This window comes from Oligoflexia bacterium, assembly GCA_034439615.1.
In the GTDB taxonomy this organism is placed as follows: domain Bacteria; phylum Bdellovibrionota; class Bdellovibrionia; order JABDDW01; family JABDDW01; genus JAWXAT01.
On record JAWXAT010000007.1, the window covers coordinates 1 to 25,207 of the forward strand.

28 protein-coding genes and 1 tRNA gene are annotated in these 25,207 nt (G+C 38.6%); 5 read left to right on the forward strand and 24 right to left on the reverse strand.

The features are described 5' to 3' along the window. The 5 genes from SGI74_01625 to SGI74_01645 all read right to left on the reverse strand — a co-directional run. Positions 1–330 (reverse strand): hypothetical protein (locus SGI74_01625; protein MDZ4676182.1); only part of this gene is annotated, 330 nt, incomplete at its 3' end. Then, positions 323–976, reverse strand: a complete 654-nt coding sequence (locus tag SGI74_01630; GenBank protein ID MDZ4676183.1) for an outer membrane beta-barrel domain-containing protein — start codon at positions 974–976, stop codon at positions 323–325. The genes SGI74_01630 and SGI74_01625, both read right to left, overlap by 8 nt. A gap of 56 nt (positions 977–1,032) precedes the next feature. Beyond that, positions 1,033–1,452, reverse strand: coding sequence for a CoA-binding protein (locus SGI74_01635; protein MDZ4676184.1), 420 nt, complete (start codon positions 1,450–1,452; stop codon positions 1,033–1,035). Between the two features lie 41 nt (positions 1,453–1,493). Continuing rightward, positions 1,494–2,507, reverse strand: coding sequence for an asparaginase (locus SGI74_01640; GenBank protein MDZ4676185.1), 1,014 nt, complete (start codon positions 2,505–2,507; stop codon positions 1,494–1,496). Then, positions 2,504–3,043, reverse strand: coding sequence for a tyrosine-type recombinase/integrase (locus SGI74_01645; protein ID MDZ4676186.1), 540 nt, complete (start codon positions 3,041–3,043; stop codon positions 2,504–2,506). The genes SGI74_01640 and SGI74_01645 overlap by 4 nt, the downstream gene beginning before the upstream one ends. 113 nt (positions 3,044–3,156) lie before the next feature. Here SGI74_01645 and SGI74_01650 point away from each other — a divergent pair, with 113 nt between their 5' ends. The 3 genes from SGI74_01650 to SGI74_01660 all read left to right on the forward strand — a co-directional run bounded on the left by SGI74_01650 (position 3,157) and on the right by SGI74_01660 (position 5,728). Beyond that, positions 3,157–3,726 carry a hypothetical protein gene (locus SGI74_01650; protein ID MDZ4676187.1) on the forward strand — a complete coding sequence of 190 codons (570 nt, stop codon included), beginning with the start codon at positions 3,157–3,159 and terminating at the stop codon, positions 3,724–3,726. Positions 3,727–4,086: 360 nt separating this feature from the next. Continuing rightward, a complete protein-coding gene (locus SGI74_01655) occupies positions 4,087–4,578 on the forward strand; it encodes a hypothetical protein (protein MDZ4676188.1) in 492 nt (163 codons plus the stop codon). A 34-nt stretch (positions 4,579–4,612) separates the two neighbouring features. Then, positions 4,613–5,728, forward strand: a complete 1,116-nt coding sequence (locus SGI74_01660) for a Glu/Leu/Phe/Val dehydrogenase (protein MDZ4676189.1) — start codon at positions 4,613–4,615, stop codon at positions 5,726–5,728. Positions 5,729–5,795: 67 nt separating this feature from the next. On the opposite strand, the gene SGI74_01665 is transcribed toward SGI74_01660, so the two are convergent. From SGI74_01665 to SGI74_01745, 17 genes are all read right to left on the reverse strand, one after another. After that, positions 5,796–6,221 (reverse strand): 6-carboxytetrahydropterin synthase, encoded by a 426-nt coding sequence (locus SGI74_01665; GenBank protein MDZ4676190.1) that lies wholly within the window; start codon positions 6,219–6,221, stop codon positions 5,796–5,798. Beyond that, positions 6,214–6,618: a 6-carboxytetrahydropterin synthase gene (locus SGI74_01670; GenBank protein MDZ4676191.1), complete on the reverse strand. Its 405-nt coding sequence runs from the start codon at positions 6,616–6,618 to the stop codon at positions 6,214–6,216. The genes SGI74_01665 and SGI74_01670 overlap by 8 nt, the downstream gene beginning before the upstream one ends. Beyond that, positions 6,615–7,364: an SDR family oxidoreductase gene (locus SGI74_01675; protein MDZ4676192.1), complete on the reverse strand. Its 750-nt coding sequence runs from the start codon at positions 7,362–7,364 to the stop codon at positions 6,615–6,617. Before SGI74_01675 ends, SGI74_01670 begins: the two co-directional genes overlap by 4 nt. Beyond that, positions 7,361–8,095: a PilZ domain-containing protein gene (locus SGI74_01680; protein ID MDZ4676193.1), complete on the reverse strand. Its 735-nt coding sequence runs from the start codon at positions 8,093–8,095 to the stop codon at positions 7,361–7,363. The genes SGI74_01675 and SGI74_01680 overlap by 4 nt, the downstream gene beginning before the upstream one ends. 5 nt (positions 8,096–8,100) lie before the next feature. Then, positions 8,101–9,786 carry an HD domain-containing phosphohydrolase gene (locus SGI74_01685; protein MDZ4676194.1) on the reverse strand — a complete coding sequence of 562 codons (1,686 nt, stop codon included), beginning with the start codon at positions 9,784–9,786 and terminating at the stop codon, positions 8,101–8,103. A 190-nt stretch (positions 9,787–9,976) separates the two neighbouring features. Next, positions 9,977–10,273 (reverse strand): hypothetical protein, encoded by a 297-nt coding sequence (locus SGI74_01690; GenBank protein ID MDZ4676195.1) that lies wholly within the window; start codon positions 10,271–10,273, stop codon positions 9,977–9,979. Positions 10,274–10,387: 114 nt separating this feature from the next. After that, positions 10,388–11,365 (reverse strand): hypothetical protein, encoded by a 978-nt coding sequence (locus SGI74_01695; protein ID MDZ4676196.1) that lies wholly within the window; start codon positions 11,363–11,365, stop codon positions 10,388–10,390. 140 nt (positions 11,366–11,505) lie between these two features. Continuing rightward, entirely contained in the window at positions 11,506–12,396 is an 891-nt protein-coding gene (locus SGI74_01700) for an NAD(P)-dependent oxidoreductase (protein ID MDZ4676197.1), read from the reverse strand. Beyond that, positions 12,396–13,913, reverse strand: a complete 1,518-nt coding sequence (locus tag SGI74_01705) for a peptide ABC transporter substrate-binding protein (protein ID MDZ4676198.1) — start codon at positions 13,911–13,913, stop codon at positions 12,396–12,398. The genes SGI74_01700 and SGI74_01705 overlap by 1 nt, the downstream gene beginning before the upstream one ends. 19 nt (positions 13,914–13,932) lie before the next feature. Then, positions 13,933–14,988 (reverse strand): spermidine/putrescine ABC transporter substrate-binding protein, encoded by a 1,056-nt coding sequence (locus SGI74_01710; protein MDZ4676199.1) that lies wholly within the window; start codon positions 14,986–14,988, stop codon positions 13,933–13,935. Then, positions 14,985–15,767, reverse strand: coding sequence for an ABC transporter permease (locus SGI74_01715; protein ID MDZ4676200.1), 783 nt, complete (start codon positions 15,765–15,767; stop codon positions 14,985–14,987). Before SGI74_01715 ends, SGI74_01710 begins: the two co-directional genes overlap by 4 nt. After that, positions 15,764–16,636, reverse strand: a complete 873-nt coding sequence (locus SGI74_01720; protein ID MDZ4676201.1) for an ABC transporter permease — start codon at positions 16,634–16,636, stop codon at positions 15,764–15,766. The genes SGI74_01715 and SGI74_01720 overlap by 4 nt, the downstream gene beginning before the upstream one ends. Continuing rightward, a complete protein-coding gene (locus SGI74_01725; GenBank protein MDZ4676202.1) occupies positions 16,633–17,739 on the reverse strand; it encodes an ABC transporter ATP-binding protein in 1,107 nt (368 codons plus the stop codon). Before SGI74_01725 ends, SGI74_01720 begins: the two co-directional genes overlap by 4 nt. Before the next feature lie 42 nt (positions 17,740–17,781). Next, a complete protein-coding gene (locus SGI74_01730) occupies positions 17,782–18,858 on the reverse strand; it encodes a hypothetical protein (protein MDZ4676203.1) in 1,077 nt (358 codons plus the stop codon). Positions 18,859–19,133: 275 nt separating this feature from the next. Beyond that, on the reverse strand, positions 19,134–20,192 hold the full coding sequence (locus tag SGI74_01735) for an IMP dehydrogenase (GenBank protein ID MDZ4676204.1): 1,059 nt from the start codon (positions 20,190–20,192) through the stop codon (positions 19,134–19,136). Then, positions 20,152–20,865, reverse strand: a complete 714-nt coding sequence (locus tag SGI74_01740; protein ID MDZ4676205.1) for a hypothetical protein — start codon at positions 20,863–20,865, stop codon at positions 20,152–20,154. The genes SGI74_01735 and SGI74_01740 overlap by 41 nt, the downstream gene beginning before the upstream one ends. Then, entirely contained in the window at positions 20,862–21,239 is a 378-nt protein-coding gene (locus SGI74_01745; protein MDZ4676206.1) for a DUF309 domain-containing protein, read from the reverse strand. Before SGI74_01745 ends, SGI74_01740 begins: the two co-directional genes overlap by 4 nt. A gap of 173 nt (positions 21,240–21,412) precedes the next feature. Between SGI74_01745 and SGI74_01750 the strand changes: the two genes are divergently transcribed. Further along, positions 21,413–21,919, forward strand: a complete 507-nt coding sequence (locus tag SGI74_01750) for a CAP domain-containing protein (protein ID MDZ4676207.1) — start codon at positions 21,413–21,415, stop codon at positions 21,917–21,919. 37 nt (positions 21,920–21,956) lie between these two features. Here the strand turns inward: SGI74_01750 and SGI74_01755 are convergent, their stop codons facing one another. Beyond that, positions 21,957–24,092: a PAS domain S-box protein gene (locus SGI74_01755; protein MDZ4676208.1), complete on the reverse strand. Its 2,136-nt coding sequence runs from the start codon at positions 24,090–24,092 to the stop codon at positions 21,957–21,959. Between the two features lie 92 nt (positions 24,093–24,184). Between SGI74_01755 and SGI74_01760 the strand changes: the two genes are divergently transcribed. After that, positions 24,185–24,273 (forward strand) — tRNA-Leu (locus SGI74_01760). Between the two features lie 61 nt (positions 24,274–24,334). Here the strand turns inward: SGI74_01760 and SGI74_01765 are convergent. Further along, positions 24,335–24,961 (reverse strand): HNH endonuclease, encoded by a 627-nt coding sequence (locus tag SGI74_01765; protein ID MDZ4676209.1) that lies wholly within the window; start codon positions 24,959–24,961, stop codon positions 24,335–24,337. Between the last annotated feature and the right edge of the window lie 246 nt (positions 24,962–25,207).

Genomic DNA, 25,207 nt, shown 5'->3' on the forward strand with positions numbered 1-25,207 from the left:
AACTTCAAATCGAGAAGTTGTAGCGCCAAAATTTTCGATGAGATCGGTACGAAGGCCAGCAATCATAGGAGATGTTATTGATCCATTGACAACTTCCCAAGCAGTAAAAGCGCTGAAAAAATACGTGTAACTTCCACCATAGGCTAGATACTTAGTGAAAGGATCCATGGGGAGATAACCCCCTTGCACAGTGAGCTCGCTGCTATAATCATGTGAACGATTTTGAACTGTACCAACCTTTGGAACATCATAGAGATCAGCAAGTGCCACTTGAGAATAAGAAAAATAAATAATTGAAATCAAAAAATTTTTGAAAGTATTTTTAATCACTAGACACCTCAAGCTTTTGCTCAGGTGTACCAAAATTATATGCGAAACCTAATTTAATCATCAGATTAGTTCGCGCATTACCTGCGAAATAAATGTAATCTCGGATGTCGAATTTCAGTGAAGTTGATGGGCCTAGTAGGAATCTAAAAACCACACCGAAATCAGCACAATTCACATTACCAGAGTCAAACTTAGAAATTCCAAAACCTGCAACTAACGATGTTTCTCCATAAACAATCGAAGAATTAAAAAGTAGATTTTTATTATAAAATGGAGTGAACACGAGATTTGTTGTGTAGTAATAATTTAGAACATCGAATTTATCTTCACTGGCCACACTAAATTTAGTTGCGAGTTCTTGCTCAAGCCCCGTTGATATATTTGAAGCGTAATTAGCGTTTACAACCTCCCAACCAAAAAAATCAGTAAAAAAATGAGTGAAGCTCATGCCTAAAGCAATGTAACGAGTGAATGAATCAAGGGGCAAATAGCCTGCTTGCACAGTTAACTCATCTGAAAGCGCATAAGGTCTAGATTGAACAGCAATTACTTTCGGTGTGACGTAACTTGTCTGCCCATAAATATTGGGAGAAACAAAGCACAAGAAAATGGCAAAAAATCTCAAGAAGTAAACACACTTGTACATATCTAAAAGTGTAAGACTCCTGAGCAATTATGAAAAGGAAAATAGCAAAATTATCATCACTTAATGAGCCTTGCATGTTCTTTTAAAATACAAAGATCAGAGAAGACCTTTAGTCCAGCTTTTCGAGCCTTTTCTTCAGCTTGCGGGTGCGTAACACCTTCTTGCAGCCATAATACTTTGGCACCAACTGCTATAGCCTCATCAACAATTTGTGGCACAGCTTCACTTTTACGAAACACATCAACGATTTCAACAGGCCCTGGCACTGATGCAAGATTATCTACAGCCTTCACACCCAAAATGATTTCTCCCCCAGGCCTCACAGGAGTTATTTGGTAACCTTGATTTTGCATGTATCGACTTACACCAAAACTTGGCCTCTCAGGTTCAGGGCTCAAACCCACGACTGCAATCTTTTTATAAAGCGTAAGTGCTTCTTTCATTTCAAAGTCGATGTCTTCGTAATTAGTTATCATTTTTAAGTCTCCTTCATATTGTCACAAACTTTATAGCTATCTCAGAGGCTACGCTCACCACAAATATTTTTTAAAAAGTAGGCTCTAAGCTTAGAGCCCTTTAAACCAAGACCTAGACTATGCATGAGTTTTACGACCGCAGCCTCACGAGTCATATCACCTGCACTAATAGCACCTGCTTTTTTTGCTTTAACACCACAATCGTAAAGATCTAAATTTACACGCCCATGTGGGCATTGAGAAACAATCACAACAGGCTTTCCAAGTTGCTGTGCGCGTCTGATCATTGCAAGTACAGAATCGTCAATACTTGGAACATTACCTGAACCGAACGCCTCAAGCACTATACCTTCACAAGCCTTGTTATTAATTGTACTTAAAAGAATTTCACTGGAGATACCTGGAAATATTTTAAAACAAAAAACTTTTTCGTTAAAATTTGTCTGCCACAAAGGTTTTCCTGGTTTAACAATTTCTTTTGCTGAAAAATTCTGCCAATTCGACTCAACTTCAACTCCAATTTGCGCAAGTCGGGGGAAGTTAAAGCTTTCAAAAGCAATGTAGTCTGTTGCTGAAAATTTCGTAGATCTATTTGCACGCAAGAGTTGATTTCCAAAACACAGAGTTACTTCTTTTGGCCCTCGACAAGCCATCTCAACAGAATTAATTAGATTATCTCTCGCATCAGTACGAATCACACTCAATGGCCTTTGACTACCAGTGAGCACAATAGGTTTATCGATTTGACCTAAAGCAAAGCTAAAAGCAGAGCCTGTATAGGCCATGGAGTCAGTACCGTGGGTAAATATAAAGCCATCATATTTTTTATAATGAAACCGAAGTGTTTTGAGCCATTTGATCCAGTGAGTGGGAGTAACGTTACTTGAATCAAGATCATCTAATACTTCAACTTGTATTTTTGCGATTTTTTTAAGCTCAGGCACGAGTTCTAGAAAATGTTGAGCATTTTTTGTTAATACTAATGCTCCTTTTTTATCTTTTTGCGGAACCATACCAATTGTTCCACCTGTGTGGAGTATTAAAATGTTTTTCATAAAATGAGCTTTCTTAATTCGTTTTGAGAATAAATGTAATCCGCATAAACCATTGTGTTTGTAATATTGCGATGACCTAATGCGAGTTGAACAAGCCTCAAATCTTTTGTTTTTTTAAATAGTCGAATAGCAAATGTATGTCTAAGGGCATGAAGTTTTTTATGTACTGGGCGGTACATGACCCAAATATCGCGAAATCGATTGTAAGTTACATCAAAAATTTTTTCACCCGGTACAGTATTGGCAAATTTCAAAAGTCTTTCAAAAAGCCCCCGCGGTAATGGAATTTCTCTATCTGAGCTACCTTTAAGACCGCGAATAAGCACCGTCTCTTCAAATGAGTTAAGATCTTGTTTTGTGATATTAAGAATCTCTTGTGCTCGGGCACCCGTTTTGAGAGCCAATTCGATGAGTAATACATTACGCCCATCTTGGTCTGCAAAGCGCTTTAAAGTGTCTTCTAAAGACTGTGCTTCTGGTTCAAGTAGATACTTCGTCTTATTTAGGGAATACCGTTGTCCCCGAACTTGTGCCACCCCAAAGACCTCCTCGCTTAATTAAGCTAACGGGAATTAAGCCAACACACAAGAACGGCCTCAATTTAAAAATGTTGCAGTTTCCCAATTTTTCATGTGAAACTTTTGATGACATGACAATACACCAACCACCAGATAGTCATTCGAAGTCAAAGCCAGACGAAATCCAAAAACAATTTTGGCATTACAGACGCGTTTGGATTGGAATAATCATAGCCCTTGTTGCTGGGCGATTTTTACTTCCTCATCTTCCTATGCTTAAAGGTTGGGAGCAAAAATTCTCTGTCGCCGCCATTGATATTGGCATAGAAGCCGTTCCAGAACAGACAACGCAAGTGACGTCTGTTGAACAAGCGCTTACACTTTTGCAGTCAAAAATTCCGGTTCCTGCAAAAATAGCCCAGCTCAATAAAGCGTTTTTACTCTCAGCTTGGAAGTGTGCTCCATTAAAAAATGAAGGCCTATGTCTTCGTTATGTACTAGATGACGAACCCCTCACACTCGTAATTAGCCTTAATCCCAAACGCACCAATAAATTTCATGGTCCGTTCACGAAAGCAGGTTGGGCAGGGTATTATGTGGTGAAAAATGGGGTGGCTGCGGCATTAGTAGGGCCCTTTGATCCAAATCAACTCCTTGAAATTTGGCCATACGCACAAGAATTAATTGCACCTCCAAAATAAATCACATTGAAAATTAAAAAGACGAGGCGATTTTTTTTCTGAGTACTCAAAATGACCTAGACCACATGCTTTTGATATGGAATTAAATATCCTTAATATTTATTGCTACTTAGTAGTGTGACTTATAACCATAAGTCACACCTTATTTGGAAAAAGACGTAGCAAGACAAAGGAATTTAATAACATTCAAAGGTCGAGTCGTCTAACCTCCCAATAACTTTAAGTAATTCTTTAAATATCAATTCTAAGTTTAAAATTTAGAGCATTGCATCATTATCAATGATTGTATTTCACAACTAAATTAAACTGAAATACAATATAACGTTTGTAAAACACAACTTAATTGAATAGCCTTTTGTTATGGAAACGATACAGAACACAGAATTATCAAAAGAATCGCGTCGTCAGCGTAGCTCAAGACGCCTGCGATATGAGGCTCAGGCGAAGGTCTTTTCACAAGAAAAAGGCTCCCTTGATGGAATTCGAAACGAATTAGGACTTAGACCTTCTCAGATTTGTGAAATTTTAAAAGTTCACCCTTCGGCATGGACAAGATGGGTTCGTAAAAATCAGGCCCCACCACATGTTTTTCAAATGCTCGAATGGTACATGGAACTCCTAAAATGGCGCGGTCAACATCACCCCATTAAAACCACACTTACTCAGACACAAGTTCTTCGCCAAGAAGACCCCAAGACGTATGTCCCTGCACCTCAAGCCATCGAAACACCACATAAAATGGGGAGTATCTATATAGATAAGGTACTATTTTGGAGAATTTTGGCCATTTCGATGGTTTTTCAGGTTGCTCTAACTGTTGTAATAGTCTTTTATTTCATAAAGTTCATTTAATTTGCGGTAGCACACATTCACACCAGGAGTTTGCATGTTTAAATTTGATATCATCGAAGAACACGGTGGCCACGAACAAGTCGTACTCTGCACAAACAAAGATGCCGGCTTAAAAGCAATTATCGCAATTCACAACACCACTTTAGGCCCCGCTTTAGGTGGAACAAGAATGTGGACATATAAAAGTGATGAAGATGCATTGATTGACGTTTTAAGACTCTCAAAAGGCATGACCTATAAAGCAGCAGCAGCAGGTTTAAATTTAGGAGGCGGAAAAGCTGTTATCATCGGTGACCCAAAAAAAGATAAATCCGAAGCATTATTTCGCGCCTTTGGTCGTTTTATCGAAGGTCTTAATGGCCGTTATTTCACAGCAGAAGATGTGGGCACTGATGTTAACGACATGGAATTTATTAATATGGAAACTCAATACGTGACAGGCATTGATATTGGTCACGGTGGTTCGGGGGATCCCTCACCATTTACTGCACACGGAACATTGATGGGTATCAAAGCGTGCATTAAAGAAAAAATGAATACTGATAGTTTAAAAGGCTTAAAAGTCGCAGTTCAAGGAGTAGGGAGTGTTGGAAAACATTTAGTCGAACTTCTTCATAAAGAAAAAGCTCAGATAGTTATTACAGATACAGATAAAGAACGCGTTCAAGCAATATCATCGCAATACGGATGTGATGCTGTGTCGCCAGAAGATATTTACAGCCAAAATGTAGATATATTTTCACCCTGTGCTCTTGGGGCAGTAATTAACGATGATACGATTAATTTATTAAAATGTTCTATTGTCGCAGGCGGAGCAAACAATCAGCTTAAAGATGCACGCCACGGCGATATCTTAAAAGATAAAAACATTTTATACGCCCCTGATTATGTCATCAATGCTGGCGGCCTTATGAATGTTTATTTAGAACTTGAAGGTTACAGTCACGAGCGCGCTTTGAATATGACCCGCGGCATTTATTATAATTTACGCAAAGTATTTGCGATCGCAAAAAATGAGAACATTCCTACCTATAAAGCTGCAGATCGCATGGCCGAAGAACGCATTAATAAAATAGGTAAAGTAAAGCAGACATTCTTGGGCCGTTCAGGAAGACGATTTAACAACTTAGTAAAAGTTGATTCAAAATAAAGTAAAATTAAATCAACTCGTGTCTTTTGAATTATTCTTAAAAAACCGTGTTCATGGGTATGATTTTTTAAAAGATGCGTTGAGGCTCAAGATAAATTTCTTCTGATCCGTAAACAAAGAAATTCTTTGGTGTTTCTTGTACCCGTACACATACCAGGTGAATGGGTTTAAGCTTTGGAATTAATAGATTATAAAGATGGATTGCGAGATTTTCACCTGTTGTATTATCAAAAAATTTATTCAGATCAGATTTATTATATTTTTCTGTAATTTCATTTCGTAAAACATCTTCAAAGATATCGCGATCGCAAATGAGCCCTGATTTTGGATCAATTTTACCTTTAATAGTCACCTCGATAAAATAATCATGACCATGAACACGAAAGCATTTACCAAATACTTTTTCATTTTCTTCATCTGTAAAGTGCTCACATAAAAGCTGATGCATAGCACTAAATGTAACTCTTTTTGTGAGATAGGCAGTGTCACCCATAATAATCTGACCAAAGTTCTGGATTCTCAAATAAACGAACTCGCACAAGTTTTACTTTAGTAGTTAATAGTTTTTTAACGCCATCATAACAATAGCGAGCAAGATTTTCAGTAGTAGGAACAACTTCTTTAAAGTAGGGGATATCAAAATTTAGATGTTGATGATCAAGTGGATCAGTCACTGCTTTTAAAACATGATCCACGTCAGTAAGATTAATGACCATCCCCGTATCGGGATCAGGCTCTCCACCCAATGTGATTTCTAATATATAATTATGCCCATGACCATGCTCTGTATAACATCGCCCAAATATTTTTTTATTTTCATCTTCAGAGAATTTTTTTTGATAATAACGATGAGCTGATGAAAATCCAATTCTTCGTGACAAATAAATCATGTGAGTGAGATTCCTCCGTCAACGGGTAAAACAACACCTGTGATCCATCCGGCTGAAGGTATACTTAAATTATAAATTGCGTTAGCAACGTCAATTGCCTGCCCAACTTTTTTAAGTGGATGTGCCTGGGCCCAATCTTGTCTGATTTTTGCTTGTTCAGATTCATTTAAATTTTCAATTTTGTGAATCGGTGTATCAACAATGCCAGGGCAAACTACATTAACTCTAATATTATCCGTCGCATGTTCTAGAGCCAACGTTTGTGTAAAACTAATTTGTGCTGCCTTTAAAGTAGTGTAGGCGATAAGACCACTGATTGGCCTTAAACCTGCCGTACTTGCGACGTTTATTATCACACCAGATTTATTTTTTTTAAATTGGGGAATCAACAAACGACTCAGTCTTACTGGCGCCATGACATGAATATCAAACATTTCTTGCCATACAAGATCTGTTGATTGCAAAAAATCACCTCGGTGAAATGTGCCTGCATTATTAATAAGTATTCCAATATGAGGTGTTTTTTTAATGCATGCTGATATTAAATCTTTGATTGATTTTTCATCAGTAAGATCTGATTGAATAACATGATTTTTTGTTTTTAATTTTGCGGCTACTTTTTCGAGATATTCAAGCCTACGCCCGGTGAGTATGACTTCATAGCCGTTATCAGAGAAAATCTGAGCCACAGAGGCTCCGATGCCAGTGCCTGCACCTGTAACTAATACTGCGGGTTTTTCATTCATGCGCTTTTGATCCCATCACTTTTCTGAAGGCCATGATCAACAGATTTGTGAAGGTAATCAATCATTTTTTTAATATTCTTTGTATCTTCTTTTGCCAGCCCCATAAACATGAGGCCATAGCCAGTAGGCTCCACTGCACGGTGCCACATGACTTTTGAAAGCACAGAAAACTGGATCGGACCCAGTGATAAATTGATCCAGACCATGTCACCTAAATCAAGACGGGCCTTCATATCAACATAACAACCTTTTTTTGAAATATCGAGGACATTACAATCTATCATAATTTGTCGAATGCGCATCTGCGCACCGAGGTTTACATTAAAGCGGGTATCACGCTCCCACCATTTAAGATTTGGATTAAAATAGGGGCTAATAATATGTTTTTGAAGAAAAAATCCAACACATCCAATTGTCACCAAGTGAAATAGGACAACGATGTAAATGCTGTATGCGGGATTTTTAATATACATAAAAGTATTTTGAAGGAGCAGATATGCGGAGCATGCTAAAAACGCAAAGTAACCCCATTTTGCAACACTGTGAATTCCGTATGCTACAATTGGAAAACAGGCGAGGAGCAACCATTCATAGTTTGAAAAATGATGAAACACACTTCGCGGGCCAAAATAGGGCCAGTTGTTGATCCATGCAACCTGAATGATATTTCCAAGGGGAGCTAGTAAATAGGCCCAAGCAATAATGCTGATTGAAAGAGGCTTTTCTTTCATCGCACTTACCCAGTCTTTTTCTGACGTAAGGGGTGAGTCACTTCATAAGCACGTGCTTCAATAAAAATACGAAGGAGTTCTTTATCTAACTTACCTTCTTTAGCTTCATCGTGAAGAATGTCAAGTGCCCGAGTATTATCAACAGCTTTTTTATAAGGACGATCAAATGCAGTGAGAGCATCATAAATATCACTGATGGTCATCATGCGTGATTGAATAGGAATTTGATCAGCTTTAAGTTTTCGTGGGTAGCCGGTGCCATCAAGTTTTTCATGATGAGCATGAGCAATTTCTGGTACGTTTTGTAAAGTTTCAGTCCAAGCAATTTGACTTAGAAAATCATATGTGTGAGAGACGTGTGATTCAATCTGTACTCTTTCTTGTGGGCTTAATGTTCCACGCTTAACAGAAAGCCTCACGATTTCATTTTCATCAAGAATTTTTTGCCCAATATCTTCACTCATGCGTTTGATTTCGCCCATGAGCTTTATGATGTCAAAATCTTTGTCTAAGATTTGACTCTCGTTGGCCTTTAATATTCCTCGACGAATCTGATCGATTTGTTGTCTGAATTGGTCAATGGCCCAAAGTGATTTACCCAATTCAGCTTGTGGGTCTAGAGGATTTTGTTGGGTAGCATGACCTACAAGCTTTTCAGCACAGTATCTCCAGGCACGAGCTTCATTTACTGAAGTGATCGTCTGAAGACGCAATAAAACTGTCTCTAATTCATTTGGAAAAAGCTTTTGGCCTTTTGTCAGAATTGCTTCACGTACACCGATTTTTCCAAAATCATGTAAAAGACTTGCGTAGCGAATTTCTCGTATTTGTTCAGTTGAGAAGCGAATGTCTTTAAGTATTCCAGAAGTAGTTGAGTCAACGACCTCTGCAAGGCGCACAGTGAGTTGCGCTACACGATCACTATGACCAGATGTTGACGGGTCTCTTGCTTCAATAGCCATAACTGAAGCTTTAACAAAACTTTCAAAGAGATTACTTATGTCTTCAGTAAGTTTTGCGTTCTCAAGAGCCACAGCGGCGTGAGATGCAAATGTGTGCATGAGTTTGTCGTCATGTTCAGAAAAAGCAATAATGTCTGCTTCAGGAACTCTGATTGAAGCTTCTCCTGGTGGAATGTCGTCAGCGCGCCTGTAAGTTCTTTTTTTATTTACAAGTTGTACGACTCCAAGAATTTTTCCTTTATTTGTTTTAATAGGAACCGCAAGAACTGATTTAGTTCTGTATTTATTCATGCGATCCATCACAGGATTAAATTTATAAGGAGTTCCTGTGGGTAGTGCATAGGCATCTCGAATACGAATACTTTGACCGGTGAGTGCGACATAACCAGCAATACTGTCGTGATTTAATTCTAATAATTGTCTTTTAAGTGATGCGCCAGTTGCTGCAGAATTCAATGAATGACTAAATCTCAACATCGGGACAAACTCTGAGCGTGCGCCGCCAATGCTGTCTTGTTTTATTCTTTCTATAAGATAAATACTGCCACCATCGGCATATGTATTTTCTGTTGCTTTACCTAAGATCATTTCTAAAATTTTAGTGGATTCATGTTCAGCGGATAAAGCAGCACCAACCTCAAGCAAACTCGCGAGTTCGCGATCTTCTTGAACAGTTCTGGGTTTGAGGCGATAAACTTTACCGCTCTTTTGATTTTTAGGCTGACTCAAACTGTTTATCCTTTATGTATTAAAATACACCATCCATTTGATTACTTATCGTCAAATGGACCTAACACCTTGAATTCACGCCTTGAATTCTTCATGATTTTAAATGTGAGTTATATCAGTCAATTAGAAATAAAAAACCAGGTGTCAAACACCTGGTTGTCGGTCGAGCAGGACCCCATTTCGGTATCAGTTATGCAGATTTTTTCATCAATCTGCGACTGTAATCATAGAATTTCTTATTAAAATCAGTGGGCTTGCGACCCTCTTTGGTAATAAGACCTTCTTTAAACCAGTCGAAATGTTCCATGCAAAAATTTGCCTTTTCTGATTTGCTTTTGCAGCTTTCAGCAAGACACATTCCTGGCAATGAAATTACGTTATTTTTAGACGGGCCTTGGTGCGAAACTTTGCCACCGTTGCCTTGTCCGCCTTTTTCCTGTGTTGGTGTAGGAACAGGTACCTGAGCTGCATTAATTGGCTTTGCCATCGTAAACCTCCGCATGAATTATGGACCACTTGACGTAAGTCCTAATTTCTTATCGGGGCTTTAATAGAAAACTTTAACTTTAGTCTAGGTCATTTAGAATGTGAGAAATTCTGACTAAAAATTAGACACTGAATCTGGCGCAACGATTCCAACGTAGGGATTATGAATATACTCTAAGCTCCAGCCACGTGGTTGGCCTAAACGCATGAATACCATATAGGCCGGATCAAAAAACCAATCACCACGCTTAGAATAACTGCTATCTGTATCATCAAACCATGCCCAAGGTGGTTTTGCCAGGCCTCGGCCAAATTTTTCACCTGCGAATGCTTCTGGTACATCACCAATTTGAAATCGTGTTCCGCCATATTTGAAATTCTTGTTCCAAATCTTGCCTCGGCCCACGTGATCTTTTCTACTCCATAAATCTGACATTGAAGTTAAAAGATAACGATAAGTTCCGTTTTTCTTACCATTGGGGTCATCAGCTGTAGTTCCAATTGAATAAATAAGACGGGGATTGTTATTGGGAAGGTCATCCCAGTTATAAACGGCATGTCCTCCAGAATCAATACGAAGTGCAATGCGACGATCACGCCCAGAAAGATCAGGAGCAGGAGCGACTGTGGTTTTTGGATTTGCGTAACCAATGATATCGTAATGGGCGACAGTTGAAATATAAACAACATCACCCATTTCATGACTTGGGTTTTTCACAACCGTATAAAAAGCCCCTTCAAGATCATTCTCATGACAAAATTTCCAAAAACACACAGCTTGATAATCACGTGGATGAAAAAAAGCATAAGTGATGAAGTAATGAGTACTTGTTTCAACAACATCATAATAGACATAAGCGGGCGTTGGGTATTTTTCTAAATTATCCCAATTATTATTTCCAACCCAGTCTCCATCAAAATTAAATCGGGTGATGGCATCAGCGCGTGGGTTTTTTCCGATTTCTTGATAAATTACTGGAGCATGATAGATGGCAAGTTTTTTAAGAAAATCAGATCCCAAGACAGAAGCGGTGAGTGCTTTTGATGGGCATAAAATTAAAACAATTAAAAGCCCCAGCAATCCCTGAGACATTCTTCCCCCAGATGCGTAACTTTAGATTTAAGCTACATATCTAGAATATCACTTCCACAAAAAATAAATGCGCGACTTAGGTGATGTTACCTCGTGAATTATGCAAATTTACGAATTTAGAATTGACGATGGTCTAGAGATTACCCGCGAAAAAAGGCCCCCAGCTCATTTTCCATAGGTTTTATGAGGGCAGAAATATTCTCAAGTCCAAGTGATTTACTTTCAGGTTTTTCAAAATTTTTAAGAACTCCCTCTAATACGGGAAGCACAACACTCACACTTGAACTTAATTCTTGAGCTAACTTCATATCTTTATGGGCATGCTCTAATTTAAAGCGCGCAGTAAAATCATCTGCTAAAATTTGAGGCCCGTAGATTTTTAGCATCTCACTACTTGCAGTACCCGAGAGCAGAGTATCAAATAATTCTTTAGGTTTGAGCCCAAAACGAATCGCTAATGGAAGTGCTTCAGCAAAAACAGCTAAGTTTCCGATGCAAATGAGGTTATTAATAATTTTTGCTATATGGCCGTTTCCGATATCGCCAAAATGACTTTGAATTTTACTCACAGCTTCAAGTACTTCTTTAACTTCTTCAAACCAGACTTTAGGGCCACCCACAAAAAGAGTGAGGGTGCCCTCATTTGCACCTTTTACTCCTCCTGTCACTGGAGAATCAAAAAATTTTAATGAACGCCGGTCAAATTCTTGAAATATTTTTTTTGTACTTTCAGGAGAAGACGTCGACATATCAACAACTGTATGATGACTTTGTAAAAGATGAATAAGGCCACTTTTACCAATGGTGAGCTCTTCAACTTCCACACTTGTTGGAACCATCAGAACAATAACGTCACTCTGCGCGACAAGTTCACTTAAATTGATAGCGGTTTTTGCACCTAAACTTTTAAGTTCACCAACGACTGTGAGATTTTTATGTGGCAATACAGTAAGATTAAAATTTTTCTTAAGCCAATTTCTTGCCATAGGTGCACCCATCAGGCCGAGTCCTATGAGTCCTACTTTTTTCATTACTTTGTCTCTTTTTTATCGATGTAAAGATCTGCTAAGTCAAGCTGATTGAGTTCATTGAGTCTCCAGCCCTTGATCTCTGGTTTCATGAGCATTGAAAAATGAATTCTGCCTAATGGAATACCCACGTATTCTTCTTTAAATAAAATATTATGGGCCACCGCACACACATTTTTTCTCTGGGTATAATTCATTTTTCTTTCACCTAAAGCTTTAACTAATCCGTCAAAGCGCACGTTTGAAAAGCCAACATAATTTTCAAGATGCCCTGTTTGAAATCTCTCAATTGCAGCCACACAAGTTGGTCTATTAAGCGCAACACCTAGCCTAAATGAATCAGGGGGGCTTGATTTAAGAGTGGCTAAATATTGTTTTTGTTCAAGCCCTCTAATTTCTACTTTCAAACCCAAATGACTTCGCCATTGTTCTTGAACCCATTCAGCAGTTTTTTTGATGTCATCACCACCGAGTTGACTAAAATAAAATTTTACAGATTTTTTTAAATCAAGTGGCGGCTGACTGGGAATAAACTCATTGCAAAAACCACCAGCTACCGGAAGCATGCTTTCAGTGATGCCAGGGCATCCTGGAGGGCCCAATGCATGAAACAAACGCGTGAAGTCTTTAAAATTTAAGCCATGGGCTAGGGCTTTACGAACTTCTTTTTTCTCAAAAGGGCTGCCAGGCCGCAGATTAAACCCAATGTAATCATAACGAGAAACAGGAAGTTGTAAAAAATCAGATCTCATTTTATAGGCTGGTATATTTGCAGTAGTTAAGCGCCATAAAAAATTAATCACACCTTTTTCATAGAGATTTAAAGCTGTGGAATCTTCTTCAACAAAAATAATTTCAGTTAAGGGTCGAGGGTTACGACCTGTCCAGTAGTTGTAATTGGGTTCTAATATTATTTTTTTCCCTTTAGACCATTCTTTAATTTTATAAGGGCCGCTAGTAACTTGTTTTGTAAAATCGCCACCTACAGGTGGCTTATAGGCAACAAATAATGGATTAGAAAGTTTCTCTAAAAATTCATAATCAGTGTTTGTGAGTTCAAATTCAAGATCAAGTGGAGTTACGGCCTTTAACCCTAGTTCTTTACTTGGAATCTTCCCTTCATAAATAGATTTTCCGTTTTTTACATTAAAGAACAAAAATGAATGAGGTGATTTACTCGTAGGTTCTACAACACGCCGAAATGAATCTACAAAATCTTGGGCTGTAATGGGTGTGTTATCACTCCATTTGATATTCTTTTTAATTTTGCAGTGCACAAGTGTCGGGTTTTTAAAACGACAACGCTCAGCAAGATCAAAAACCAATTCATCTTTTGAATAGCGAATTAGACCTCGAAAAAGGTTTCCGACAAGATAAGTGTGTTCACCTGGAGTTACTTGAATGGGATCAACAGTTTGTGGCTCATGCTTTAAGTGAAATCGAAATGTTTCATCAGCTAAACATTCGACATCAAAAGTTAGACCAAAGATCATTAAACCCAATATTAAACAATGCAACATGATCACCCTTCATAAACAATTATTTTGTTTTTGCTTCGGTCCAGAGCTGATCCCACATCTCACTGTGAACGCCAAGATCTTTCAGAAATTCCAAATGACCCACTTGAATTTTTTTCAGATGACTCGGCCTTAAGACTTCCTCAGAAATTAAAGATTCTGCAGCCTTATTAGGAGAACTGTAACCCAATTCTTCAGTAATTTCTTTGTTTACCTGAGCCTCAAGAATATAATTGATAAAGGCATGGGCAAGTTCAATGTTGTGAGCTTTTAAAGGAATAGCCATGGTGTCGATCCATACGGTTCCACCTTCTTTGGGTGTCACATATTTTAATTCAGGATTTGAGCGCATGAGAATTTGAGCATCGCCACTATAAATTTGTGCAATCCATATATCACCCGAAAGTACGTGTTGTTTAGGATCACTGGCAAAGAGTCTAATACTGGGCTTAAGTTTAATAAGCAATTTTTGCGCTTCTTCAAGTTCCTTTTTTTTCACTGAATTATTTGAGTATCCAAGCTTATGCAACATGGCCCCCAAAACTTCGCGCTCATCATCGAGGAGTGAAATATGCCCAGCGTATTCTTTTTGAAACAGTGCATTCCAAGACTCAATAGGAGTTTTCACAAATTTCGTATTGTAAATAAGCCCTGTGGTACCCCAGGTATAAGGTACTGAGTATTTACTTCCTGGGTCATATGGTACTTCAACAAAATCATTGGCAAGATTTTTATAGTTTGAGAGTTTTGATTTATCTAATTCCATCACAAGCTTGCTAGCAATCAGTGCACGTACGATGTAATCAGAAGGCACAATGACATCATAACCTTCAGCTCCAGCTTGAAGCTTTGCAAGTAACTCTTCATTATTAGAGAAGTTATCGTAACGAACCTGACAATTATTTTTCACTTCAAAGTCTTTAATTACTTTTGCAGGAAAATAATCGCTCATTGCAAAAAGATGGAGCGTTTTTTTAGGCGCATCACTTTGTATCTCAATGCGTGCAGCGCGATACTTACTAAAGGCCCAAAGACCAGCTACAACAAAGAGTACTAAGAAGGTTAAGATTTTTTTCATGAAGAGGCTCCTGCATTTTTTCTATTTTGATTCCAAAAAGCCAAAGTGACCAACACAAGGCTTGCGCATAAAATTAATGCACTTAAAGCATTAACAGAGGGACTTACTCCAAATTTGAGCATTGAGTAAATCTTCAGTGGTAAAGTAGTTGCTCCAACACCTGCTGTGAAAAAAGACACAATAAAGTCGTCAAAGCTCAAAGTAAAAACCATAAGCATTCCAGATACCATGGCAGGCCATAATTGGGGAAGTGTGATCTTTAAAAGTATTGTCCAACGACCTGCTCCCAGATCAGAGGCTGCTTCTTCAAGCATTGAATCCATTGCGACAAGGCGTGAGCGCACCAGTGTGGCCACATACGCTGTGCCAAAAGCCGTATGAGCAATGATGACCGAGAGTTTTCCTAGAGGAATAGAGAGCCAGACGAAAAAACAGAGTAAAGAAAGTCCTTGAACTATTTCTGGTAAGAAAATGGGTAAAGACGCCATTTTTTGTAAAACAAAGCGCCCACGAACTGGCCCCCTGGTCATGGCAAGACCTACTGCTAATCCAAAAACCGCACTCGTTATAGTTGCAGCAAATGCGATTTCTAGAGAATTTGAAAGCGCTTCAAGAATAGCTACATCATCAAAAAGTTTAGTGTACCAATCGGTGGTGAAACCTTGCCAAATAACTCCTCTAGGTGCTGAGTTAAATGAAAGACTTACTAAGACAACCATGGGTAAAAATAAAAATGCATACACAAGAATTACGCCGATGAGTGAGATCACTTTACTCATGCCAATAAATCCTCAGTTTGTCCTTTGGTTACTTTTTCAAATACCCACAGACATAAACCAATAAATAAAATCAAAACCACACTAAGCGCACTCCCAAATGGCCAATTTCTGACAGTTAGAAATTGTTGGGCTAATAAATTACCCACATACAAACTAGTGCCTCCGCCTAAAATATCAGGAATCACAAATTCACCAAGGGCTGGAATAAAAACCATAATGCTGCCAGCGATAAGACCTGGGAAACAAAGAGGCAATGTGATTTGAAAAAATCTTTTTACAGGCCCAGCTCCAAGATCTGCCCCGGCCTCTAAAAGCTTTGTATCGAGTTTTTCTACACTGACATACAAGCTCATAGCCATGTAAGGGAGATAGTTATAAACCATACCGATAAGTACGGCCTGAGGTGTAAAAAGCAGATGAAGGCTTTGTGGCTGAAAACCTATTTTTTCAAGCATATGATTTAACCAGCCATTATCAGATAAAATAATCATCCAAGCGTAGGTACGAATTAAAAAATTTGTCCAAAAGGGGATGATCAATAAAAAAAACAGAACACTTCGAAATCGACCGGCTCGAAAAACTAAAAATAAAGCCAACGGAAAACCAATAAGCATACATAAGATCGTACTTAGACCTGCGAGTAAAATCGATCTGCCCAGACTTGAAACTAAAGTAGCCCCCATTTGAGGGTCAGACATACGACGATAATTTTCTAAATTAAATACAGCTTCTACTCCACCGTATGCACCACGAGTCATAAAACTAATGGCAATGACATAGAGAAGGGGAGCCGCGACAAGGCTAACAATCCAAAACCACGCAAGAGCTGTAAAACCTGAATTGCGATCTACACCCACTTTTGTTCTCACTGCAGCTGATTCTCTGGGAAGTAATGAGATTGTACGGTTTGCCAACCCAGATGAATTCGATCTCCTGCTTGGAAAACTTTTTTAGCGAGCTTTTGAGTATTTTGCTGAAATACTGTGACGTTGTTACCATTTTTTAAAGTAACTTCAAATTGTGTATGAGTACCAAGATAGGTGAGGGCTCGAATATTTCCTTCAGCCACATTTTCCATGGTTGTTGGCCGTCTAGAAAAAATTGTAAGTTTCTCTGGCCTTAAGCAAACAGCACCAAGACTTCCTGAAATTTTTTGATCATTGGGAGGTTCTACAAAATAAAGACCAAGACCATCTACGTCACATAAGAATTTCCCTGATTCTTCACGAAGTGTTCCTTTGAGGCTATTGATTCCACCAACAAAACTTGCCACAAAAAAACATTTAGGAAACTCATAAATCTCATTTGGAGTACCTAATTGAACAATTTTACCTTTATTCATAACTGCAACGCGATCACTCATATTAAGCGCTTCTTGCTGATCGTGAGTGACGAATACAAAAGTCGTTTTAACTCTTTTTTGAATGGCTACGAGTTCTTGCTGTAATTGCAGACGAAGTTTTAGATCAAGTGCACCCAATGGTTCATCTAATAGCAGAAGATTTGGCATATTCGCCAGTGCTCGTACTAAAGCGACTCGTTGTTGCTCACCCCCTGAAAGTGAGGTTACAAGTCTGCCGCCTTGACCTTTAAGATTTGCAAGCTCAAGCATTTCTTCAACACGAAGTTTAATATCTTTTTCAGCTACTTTTTTACACCTTAGACCAAACGCGATGTTGTCAAAAATATTCATATGTGGAAAAAGTGCGTACCGTTGAAATACGGTGTGAACGTTTCGTCTGTGTGGCTCAAGATGGGTGATATCTTGACCATTAAGCCTCAGGCTTCCTGAATCAGGAAATTCTAGCCCTGCAATCAGTCTAAGAAGTGTGGTTTTACCACAACCGCTGGGACCTAAAATTGAAACAAATTCCCCAGCAGCAACTGTGAGGCTCACATCATCTACGACAGTTTTGGTTGCCGAAAATTTTTTAGAAACACCAATGACTTCTAGCACGAAATCTTTTCTCAAAACTATGAGAGAGTTTCAACAACTCTCTTTAAGTTTCTTAAACTAATTTCGAACAGTCATGGGCACATAGTTGATTTCGATGGTTGAATCTTGAGGAGGAATCGCACTTCCACGAAAAACAATAGAATTTGGGCCTGAATTGTAAACCCAACCGTTCGTAGCGTTCTGAGCGATATTTACTCCATTCACTTTCACACGAATCGTGTCTACTTGAGGAATTCTCTCTAAGTAAAACTGTGTGCTCAACTCTGTAATTTTAGCCTGAATGGCATCAAGTGTACCTGCATAGCTCGAATCACAAAGACTACCTGAAACTCCATCTGTTGCTGCTGTGAGCTCCATGTAGCGTGTGCCCATAATAGAACCCGTACTTGCGTATTGCTGTTGGCAACTAGCAGTTGTCACAGAAATATTTGAAACATTATACCGTCGCATTGGCGCTGTAGAACGTGTGAGAGTATCGAGATAAGACACATAGCTATTAACACTATCAAGAGATGAAGCACTATAACTGCGTGAAGCGCCACAACCCTGGCATCTTGTTACACCGCTAAAATCATCTTCATCAGATAAAATAATAACAGCTAAAAAAGATTGTGATCTTAAGAAACCCGCATTGGTTGGGCTGTTCAGGGTTTCTTTGAAAGATTCAAACGCGCGTTCATCACCAGTGCCGCTTGTACCTTGAGTGGCATTTACAACAAATACGTTATTCATATTTGGTGTTGTAGGCAAGATGGTAAAAATTCCGGTATGGCTTGTTTGATCAGTACCATCTCGAAATTTTGCTATTAGTTGATTGTTCTGATGTGCTTGATTTGCCAAATAAGCTTGTGTGGTAGTAACAGATATTTTGAAGTCATAACCTTTGGTACGAAAATTTGCGATAAAGCTATTAAAGTTGTTCACCAGGTTTTGCTGATAAGGAGACATAGAACCTGAGTTATCGATCACCCACAGAATATCTAGTTGGTTATTAAAGATACCTCTAGATTGTTTAAATGAATCACCCTCAGGCAAAATGCTAAACGAAGGGTTTTCTTTTCCGCAACCTGTTAGCACTGTAACGGCAGCAATTACGGCTAAAGTAACTAAGGTAAGGTTATTTAAAGTATTCATATGTACGCCCCTTTGTTGGAAGATCTTCTTCCGGTTGCTCAGGCGCGTACATACAGAGTGAAAGTGAGCATTGTTCTTAACTTTTAGACTACGCTCAATTAAGCGTTGCGTCAAAAAAACACGTAACTCGTTGTCTGCACTGGTTTATAAGGGTTTCCGGCAGGTCCGCAAGTATAATTACACAGTAAATTCAATTAGTTACAAAAATTGACGAGGAACAAATTATTTTTTACTGACTAATGTTTTTACGAAAAATATGACTTTCCTGCATCAGTTTAGATTGGGGATGTTCTAAGCCCATGAGCATGATTTTCACGTAACCCTGTTGGCGTCATCTCAATGAAATAGGCTTTTTCACCCAATTCTTGAAGAGTCAGTGCATTCACGTAACTCATACCACTTCGAAGCCCACCACATAGTTCATCAATCACATCTTTAACATGGCCCTTACATGCCACCATAGTGCTTTCACCTTCAGGAGCCATTCCCTCTGGAACTTCTCCACGCCAACTGACTTGGGCACTTTTTGAAGCCATTCCGCGATACTGTTTAAAGCCTTTTTTGATGTCGCCAGGGGTCTCTATTGTTCCGGCAAGCAGAGAACCTACCATCACAGAACTTGCCCCTGCTGCTAAGGCTTTTACTAAATCACCACTGGTTTTGATTCCACCATCCGCGATCAAGGGGACTTTGTATTCTTCACTGACTTCACGACACATTGAAATTGCTGTTAATTGTGGAACCCCACAACCTGTAATAATACGTGTCGTGCACATGCTCCCAGGGCCTATTCCTACTTTTATCGCATCAGCACCGGCTTGTATTAAATCAAGTGTGCCTTCAGGTGTTGCGACATTTCCAGCAATCACTTCAATATCTGAAAATGTGTCTTTGAGATATTTGAGCGTTTCCATCATAGAAACTGAGTGCCCATGGGCAATATCGATAGTGAGAATTGTAACCCCAGCTTTTACAAGTGCTTGGGCACGTTCTTTAAAGTCATCATTTACACCAATACTTGCAGACACAACACTGATACCCGCTTCAACTACTTTACGCACTTCATGTACCTGCTCTTGAATTGTAATAAAGCGGTGAATGATACCGAGGCCTCCTAATTTCCCGATGGCAATGGCCATTTGGCTTTCAGTAACGGTGTCCATGTTAGATGAAATAATAGGAATACTAAGTCTCTGTTTTTTAGTAATTTGTGTGTCAAGTTGAGGATTACGGCGTGACCTTACTTCAGATTTTGCGGGCACGATGAGAACATCATCAAATGTTAAACCGCGGTCACGATTGAGAAGCTCCCGACAATGAAATCGAATGGCCATTTGTCTCCTTAGATGCATGCGTTAATTTTTCATAAACGCAGTACATAACAATAAAACTATATGTCTCCAAAACTAGGCACATGAAAAGTGCTGCACTAAATAAAAATGCTGTTTCCAAACGCGTGACTGAATGAAGACAAAGTCGAGGAACAATACTTAAAAGCATGGTCAAAATCAAGATTCCCATGACTTTCATGAGGTTTCCTTGAACTAAGGCGCGTGACTGCTTAAGAGCGTCGATTTGACCTGTTTTGTACTTAGAATCAAATTGCACCACAAAAGGCACAAAATAGAGTCTAACGGCTTCGATTATTCCTGGAACTATAAAGAGAAGGATTTTTAAGAGTATAGGAAGTAGTGCTCTAGTTGTTTCTATGATGATGTATTTAAGGTTCGCAGAGAGGGCCTTAAATATATTTGAATCAATGCGGTTTTTAACATCAAAAGTAACTTGATTAATGATGATCATCGAAAATGCTGAAACAACGAGTTGAATTGATATCGCAAGCCCTGCAGCTGAAATAATAAAACGCTCGTCAAGTTGGCGTATAAAGTTGGTCATAAAATTTGAGCAAATATCAATAAATAGTGTGAATAAAACCCAAGGCCAAACGCGCTTAAAGACAAGGGGCCATAAAAGCAACGCTTGATTCCATATGCCCGATAATTTCATAGAACCACCTTAGCTTTAAGTTTTTCAGCCAAACTTAACCAATGAGAAAAATCATGATCTGTTGAATTAATAAAGTCTGTCAAAAAATTCTGAATTCCTAAAATCTTAATTTGTGGTGACCAATGAGCAGAAGATAACTTCAATAGAGCTGATTGACTCAATTTAAGTGCCGAAGTTAGATTATTTTTTTTAAGATGCACGAGCACCCCACAAACTTGAATATGAGCTTGAACATCATCTTTTTGAGGTTGAGGGAGCTCGATCCATTTGTGCTCCCAATGTTTATGAGCATCCCAATAACCAAAACGGTTAAAATCAATTACACCAGCTTGCCAAGCGCTAATGATGTCATCTGAAACTTTAAAAGTGCTCACAAACTAACTATCGAATTCTTGAGCTCCTTTGTCAACTCAGAGCAGCACACTTAAGATTGTTATCATGTGATAACGGTAATTAAGCCAATGTAAGTTTTGTAAGTTCCTATTTTTCGGCGATTGATTAAAACTAGTTCACATCTTCAAATTTTAACAACACTAGGAGGCCTAAGTTGAGATACAACTTTTTCATTTATCTTTTTCTAGTAGTATTAGCTTTTGGATATTCAGCAAATGCTAACGAATCAGCAGAAACTGAATCTGCATCCCTTAAAATCACAGCCCAATGCATCGACACTATTGGTTCAAGTTTTATCGATGCTCGACAACATGTTTGTATGTCTACCAATACTCAAAGAGTACGCTACGGAAGTCGCCCGTTAATACTCGATTCCACACTGAGCCGGGCTGCCCAAATTTTTGCTCGTGATATGGCTACAAGAAAATACTTTAGCCACAATAGTCCTGAAGGTCGCGATTTAAAATGGCGCTTAAAGACAGGGCAAATTGTTTATATGAGCGCCGGTGAGAATATAGCCATGGGATATAAAACTTCAGATGAAGTAATTCGCGGTTGGATGAATTCACCCGGGCATCGCAAAAATATGCTAGCTCCGAAATTTGGACGCATCGGTGTGGGTTATTCAAATAATTATTGGGTTCAAATTTTTGCAAACTAAGCGCCTTAACAAAACCCTAATATTCGGGAGTAGCGCCTTAAATTTTTGGAAGTGTAAAATAAAATATCGAACCACGGCTTGGTTCAGATGTCGCCCATACCTGGCCACCGTGTCGTTCGATAATTTTTTTAACTGTCGCAAGACCAATGCCTGTACCTTTATATATTTCTTTACTGTGTAGGCGCTTAAAAACTATGAAAATACGATCGGCATGCATAGGGTCAAAGCCAATCCCATTATCTTTTACCGCAAATTCCCATTTATTTTCTTTCTCAGTTACTTTAATATCAATTTTTAGAGGTTCACTTCCTCGAAACTTGATCGCATTACTTATTAAATTTTGAAAAACCTGCGAAAGTTGAGGCACATTTCCCTTAACCTTTGGAAATTTATCAGCAGTAATTTGCACTTTAGATTCATCAATTAATAATGCCAAATTTTTCACCGCTCGATCAAATGTCTCATGAACATCGATTATTAAAAATTCATGCTCAGGTGATGCAAGGCGAGAAAAAGCCAATAAATCATGTATGAGCTCATGCATTCGAGTGGCACCTTCAACAATGTATTGAATGAACTCTTTACCGTCATTATCTAATTTATCTTTGTAGCGGTTCTCAAGTAATAGCGCGTAACTTCCCACCATACGTAGTGGTTCTTGTAGATCATGAGATGAAATATAAGCAAACTGCTCAAGTTCTTTATTGGTGCGTTCTAACAATTCTCGAGCCTTACGTTCTTCTTCTGTTTTTCTTCTCTGAGAAATATCCCGAACTACACTAATAGTACCAATAACATTGTCTCCCTCCATAAGGGCTTGTGCTGATGATTCTATTGGAATGTATTCTCCAGATTTTGATTTAGAGCGTGTTTCAAAGGTTACTGCTTTTTTATTTAATACAGTCTCTTGAAACAACGCCATCACTCGGGGAAGATCGTCTGGATGTATAAGCTGAGGAAAATCTTTTCCGATAAATTCATCGGGTCTCCAACCAGTAAGTGTTTCAAATCCTGGAGACATGCTCGTGATGATACCTTTACCATCTGTTGTGCAGATAGTGTCATGAACCGCATTGATTAAATGCCTAAGACGTACCTCTGAATTGCGAATTGTATCTTCGGCAGCCTTTCGCTCAGTAATATCGCGAATTATTGCCGAATAAAATCTTTTATCACCTTGAAGCCAATCAGAGAGAGATAGTTCTATAGGAAATTCAATGGCGCCTTTTCTTAAGCCCATTAATTCAACTGTTTTAAAAATTCGTTTTTCACCAGTTGAATTCATGCGATCCATGCCCATCTGATGCATTTTGCGAAATCTTTCAGGCATAATGAATTTTAAATTTTGACCAATAGTTTCACTTTCTAAATAACCAAAAAGAACTTCTGCACCATGATTCCATGAAATAACTTCTCCATTTGTATCACAAGAAATAATGGCATCATTTGCAGATTGACTGACAGATCGAAACTTTTTCTCTGATTGTTTTAATGCATCGTCACTGATTTGGCGCTCAACAACACGACCAAGCATTGTACCGACCTGACTCATGAGATCAATAAAATCTGGAGTTAAATTTTTATTTTCTTTTGAATATAACTCAATAATTCCCCCAATTTTATCGCCCATCATAATCGGGAATCCAAAACCTGAGACAATACCAAGTTTTTTGGCAATTTCTTTTCTGACAAATTTGGGATACACACGCACATCAGGTACCCATACAGGCTTTTTCTTAGTCATGACTAACCCGGGTAAACCATTGTCGTCATCTAAAGCTAGATTTTCAGAAACTTGTTTAAATTCAGCAAATTCTGAAGGTGAAGCAAGATACCATGCTTGTGCTGAAATCAAAGTCTGGGCTGCAACTGTTGATCTGAGATATACGTGGCCAATGGGCCACCCAACAAATTGGCAAACAAGGGCTAAGGTCTGCTCAATAGCTGATGAGAAATTTTCTCTATTAACGGTGATTGCGACATCACGAAGGAGTTCTAGGTAGGCTGTACTTGCATTAACATCTTTATGCAAAACCGAAGTTGATGAAGGTATATTTTGATATGCAGGAGATTTTTGCTTTAGAGTCATCCAGATAATACGCAAAATAAGTAAGCCTACGAGGGTACTCAAGAGGATAATGATGGTCGTTGAATCTGTTGTTAAAAAGCTCATATTTTTGGACCCTAATAATTTTTAATTCAAACTCTAACCATTTTTATTTGAATTATCTGATGTTATAGGGGTAAATCCTGGTTACTACAAGTGCTCGTGTGGCGGAATTGGTAGACGCACAGGACTTAAAATCCTGGGCCTCGTAAGGGGCGTGCCAGTTCGATTCTGGCCATGAGCACCAATTTAACGGTTCTTCCCCACAAAACGGGGCAACAGACTTTTGCAATTAACGAATCTAGTATTTACGAATTCATATGTTGTACTTTGTGATGCCCAGAGCAAAGAGTAATAAGGTTTTGTAGTTGATTTTGACCTCCGTAGCTGATTGGAATCTTATGGTGAATTTCAGTGAACCGTTGATTTTCACATTTTGAGCCATCTTCGTACCGGTGCTGGCATTTATCTTTGTCTCTGTGAATGACTTGACGTTTTAGTTGACCAGAAATAGCCCTTCTTTGAAATGGAATATCTGCATTTTGAAATAAAATCTTTGTGAAGTTTGATTGAGTTTTATTTTGTCTGCAATGTTCCGTCTTAAGACGGTTCTTTAGAGGGGTCGCCTCAATTTGCTTCACAGATTTCTCAGAATTCACATCTTCTCGTCTTTGAGCCTTTTCAATCGGATCATTTTTTTTAAGATACTCACTTAAAACTTTGTCTAATACGTCATTCATTGAAAGATTTTTCTTAGCCTTACGTAATTCAAGATCTTGCGCGCGCTTGAGCATTTTATAAACTTTTTCTGAAAAGGCATTTGTTACTTTAAGTGTGTCACCTGAAACGTATTTAGCTTGTTCAATAACAGCCGCCATGGGCTGAACCTCAATGGCTAATTTAAGCTCAGGGACTAAAAATGCTTTACGCGCCACAGTTACAAAGTTTTGAGCAGTATCATCTGAAAGTTTAAGTGCTCGCCTGGCATAATCGGTTAAACTTGAATAGCCAAGTTTGTAACAGATTTTATTTTGATCAACTTCGATTGGCGATTTAACACGAGCGGTTTTAAAAAATACGATGGGTGGAGTTTAAAAAAAATTAATGCAAAGTGAAATTTTCTTAAATCTTTGATGACAGGAGGAGGAGAACAATTAACCGCTGCATGATCCTCATGTCAG

Excerpts from the sequence above, each read along its gene's own strand:
- SGI74_01670 (MDZ4676191.1), bottom strand. The coding sequence starts at position 6,618 with ATGATTTATTTGTCACGAAGAATTGGATTTTCATCAGCTCATCGTTAT.
- SGI74_01705 (MDZ4676198.1), bottom strand. The coding sequence starts at position 13,913 with ATGTTGCATTGTTTAATATTGGGTTTAATGATCTTTGGTCTAACTTTT.
- SGI74_01700 (MDZ4676197.1), bottom strand. The coding sequence starts at position 12,396 with ATGAAAAAAGTAGGACTCATAGGACTCGGCCTGATGGGTGCACCTATG.
- SGI74_01630 (MDZ4676183.1), bottom strand. The coding sequence starts at position 976 with ATGTACAAGTGTGTTTACTTCTTGAGATTTTTTGCCATTTTCTTGTGC.
- SGI74_01655 (MDZ4676188.1), top strand. The coding sequence starts at position 4,087 with ATGGAAACGATACAGAACACAGAATTATCAAAAGAATCGCGTCGTCAG.
- SGI74_01680 (MDZ4676193.1), bottom strand. The coding sequence starts at position 8,095 with ATGAAAGAAAAGCCTCTTTCAATCAGCATTATTGCTTGGGCCTATTTA.
- SGI74_01690 (MDZ4676195.1), bottom strand. The coding sequence starts at position 10,273 with ATGGCAAAGCCAATTAATGCAGCTCAGGTACCTGTTCCTACACCAACA.
- SGI74_01715 (MDZ4676200.1), bottom strand. The coding sequence starts at position 15,767 with ATGAGTAAAGTGATCTCACTCATCGGCGTAATTCTTGTGTATGCATTT.
- SGI74_01695 (MDZ4676196.1), bottom strand. The coding sequence starts at position 11,365 with ATGTCTCAGGGATTGCTGGGGCTTTTAATTGTTTTAATTTTATGCCCA.
- SGI74_01710 (MDZ4676199.1), bottom strand. The coding sequence starts at position 14,988 with ATGAAAAAAATCTTAACCTTCTTAGTACTCTTTGTTGTAGCTGGTCTT.
- SGI74_01755 (MDZ4676208.1), bottom strand. The coding sequence starts at position 24,092 with ATGAGCTTTTTAACAACAGATTCAACGACCATCATTATCCTCTTGAGT.
- SGI74_01635 (MDZ4676184.1), bottom strand. The coding sequence starts at position 1,452 with ATGATAACTAATTACGAAGACATCGACTTTGAAATGAAAGAAGCACTT.
- SGI74_01640 (MDZ4676185.1), bottom strand. The coding sequence starts at position 2,507 with ATGAAAAACATTTTAATACTCCACACAGGTGGAACAATTGGTATGGTT.
- SGI74_01660 (MDZ4676189.1), top strand. The coding sequence starts at position 4,613 with ATGTTTAAATTTGATATCATCGAAGAACACGGTGGCCACGAACAAGTC.
- SGI74_01735 (MDZ4676204.1), bottom strand. The coding sequence starts at position 20,192 with ATGGCCATTCGATTTCATTGTCGGGAGCTTCTCAATCGTGACCGCGGT.
- SGI74_01675 (MDZ4676192.1), bottom strand. The coding sequence starts at position 7,364 with ATGAATGAAAAACCCGCAGTATTAGTTACAGGTGCAGGCACTGGCATC.
- SGI74_01730 (MDZ4676203.1), bottom strand. The coding sequence starts at position 18,858 with ATGAATACTTTAAATAACCTTACCTTAGTTACTTTAGCCGTAATTGCT.
- SGI74_01650 (MDZ4676187.1), top strand. The coding sequence starts at position 3,157 with ATGACAATACACCAACCACCAGATAGTCATTCGAAGTCAAAGCCAGAC.
- SGI74_01740 (MDZ4676205.1), bottom strand. The coding sequence starts at position 20,865 with ATGAAATTATCGGGCATATGGAATCAAGCGTTGCTTTTATGGCCCCTT.
- SGI74_01665 (MDZ4676190.1), bottom strand. The coding sequence starts at position 6,221 with ATGGGTGACACTGCCTATCTCACAAAAAGAGTTACATTTAGTGCTATG.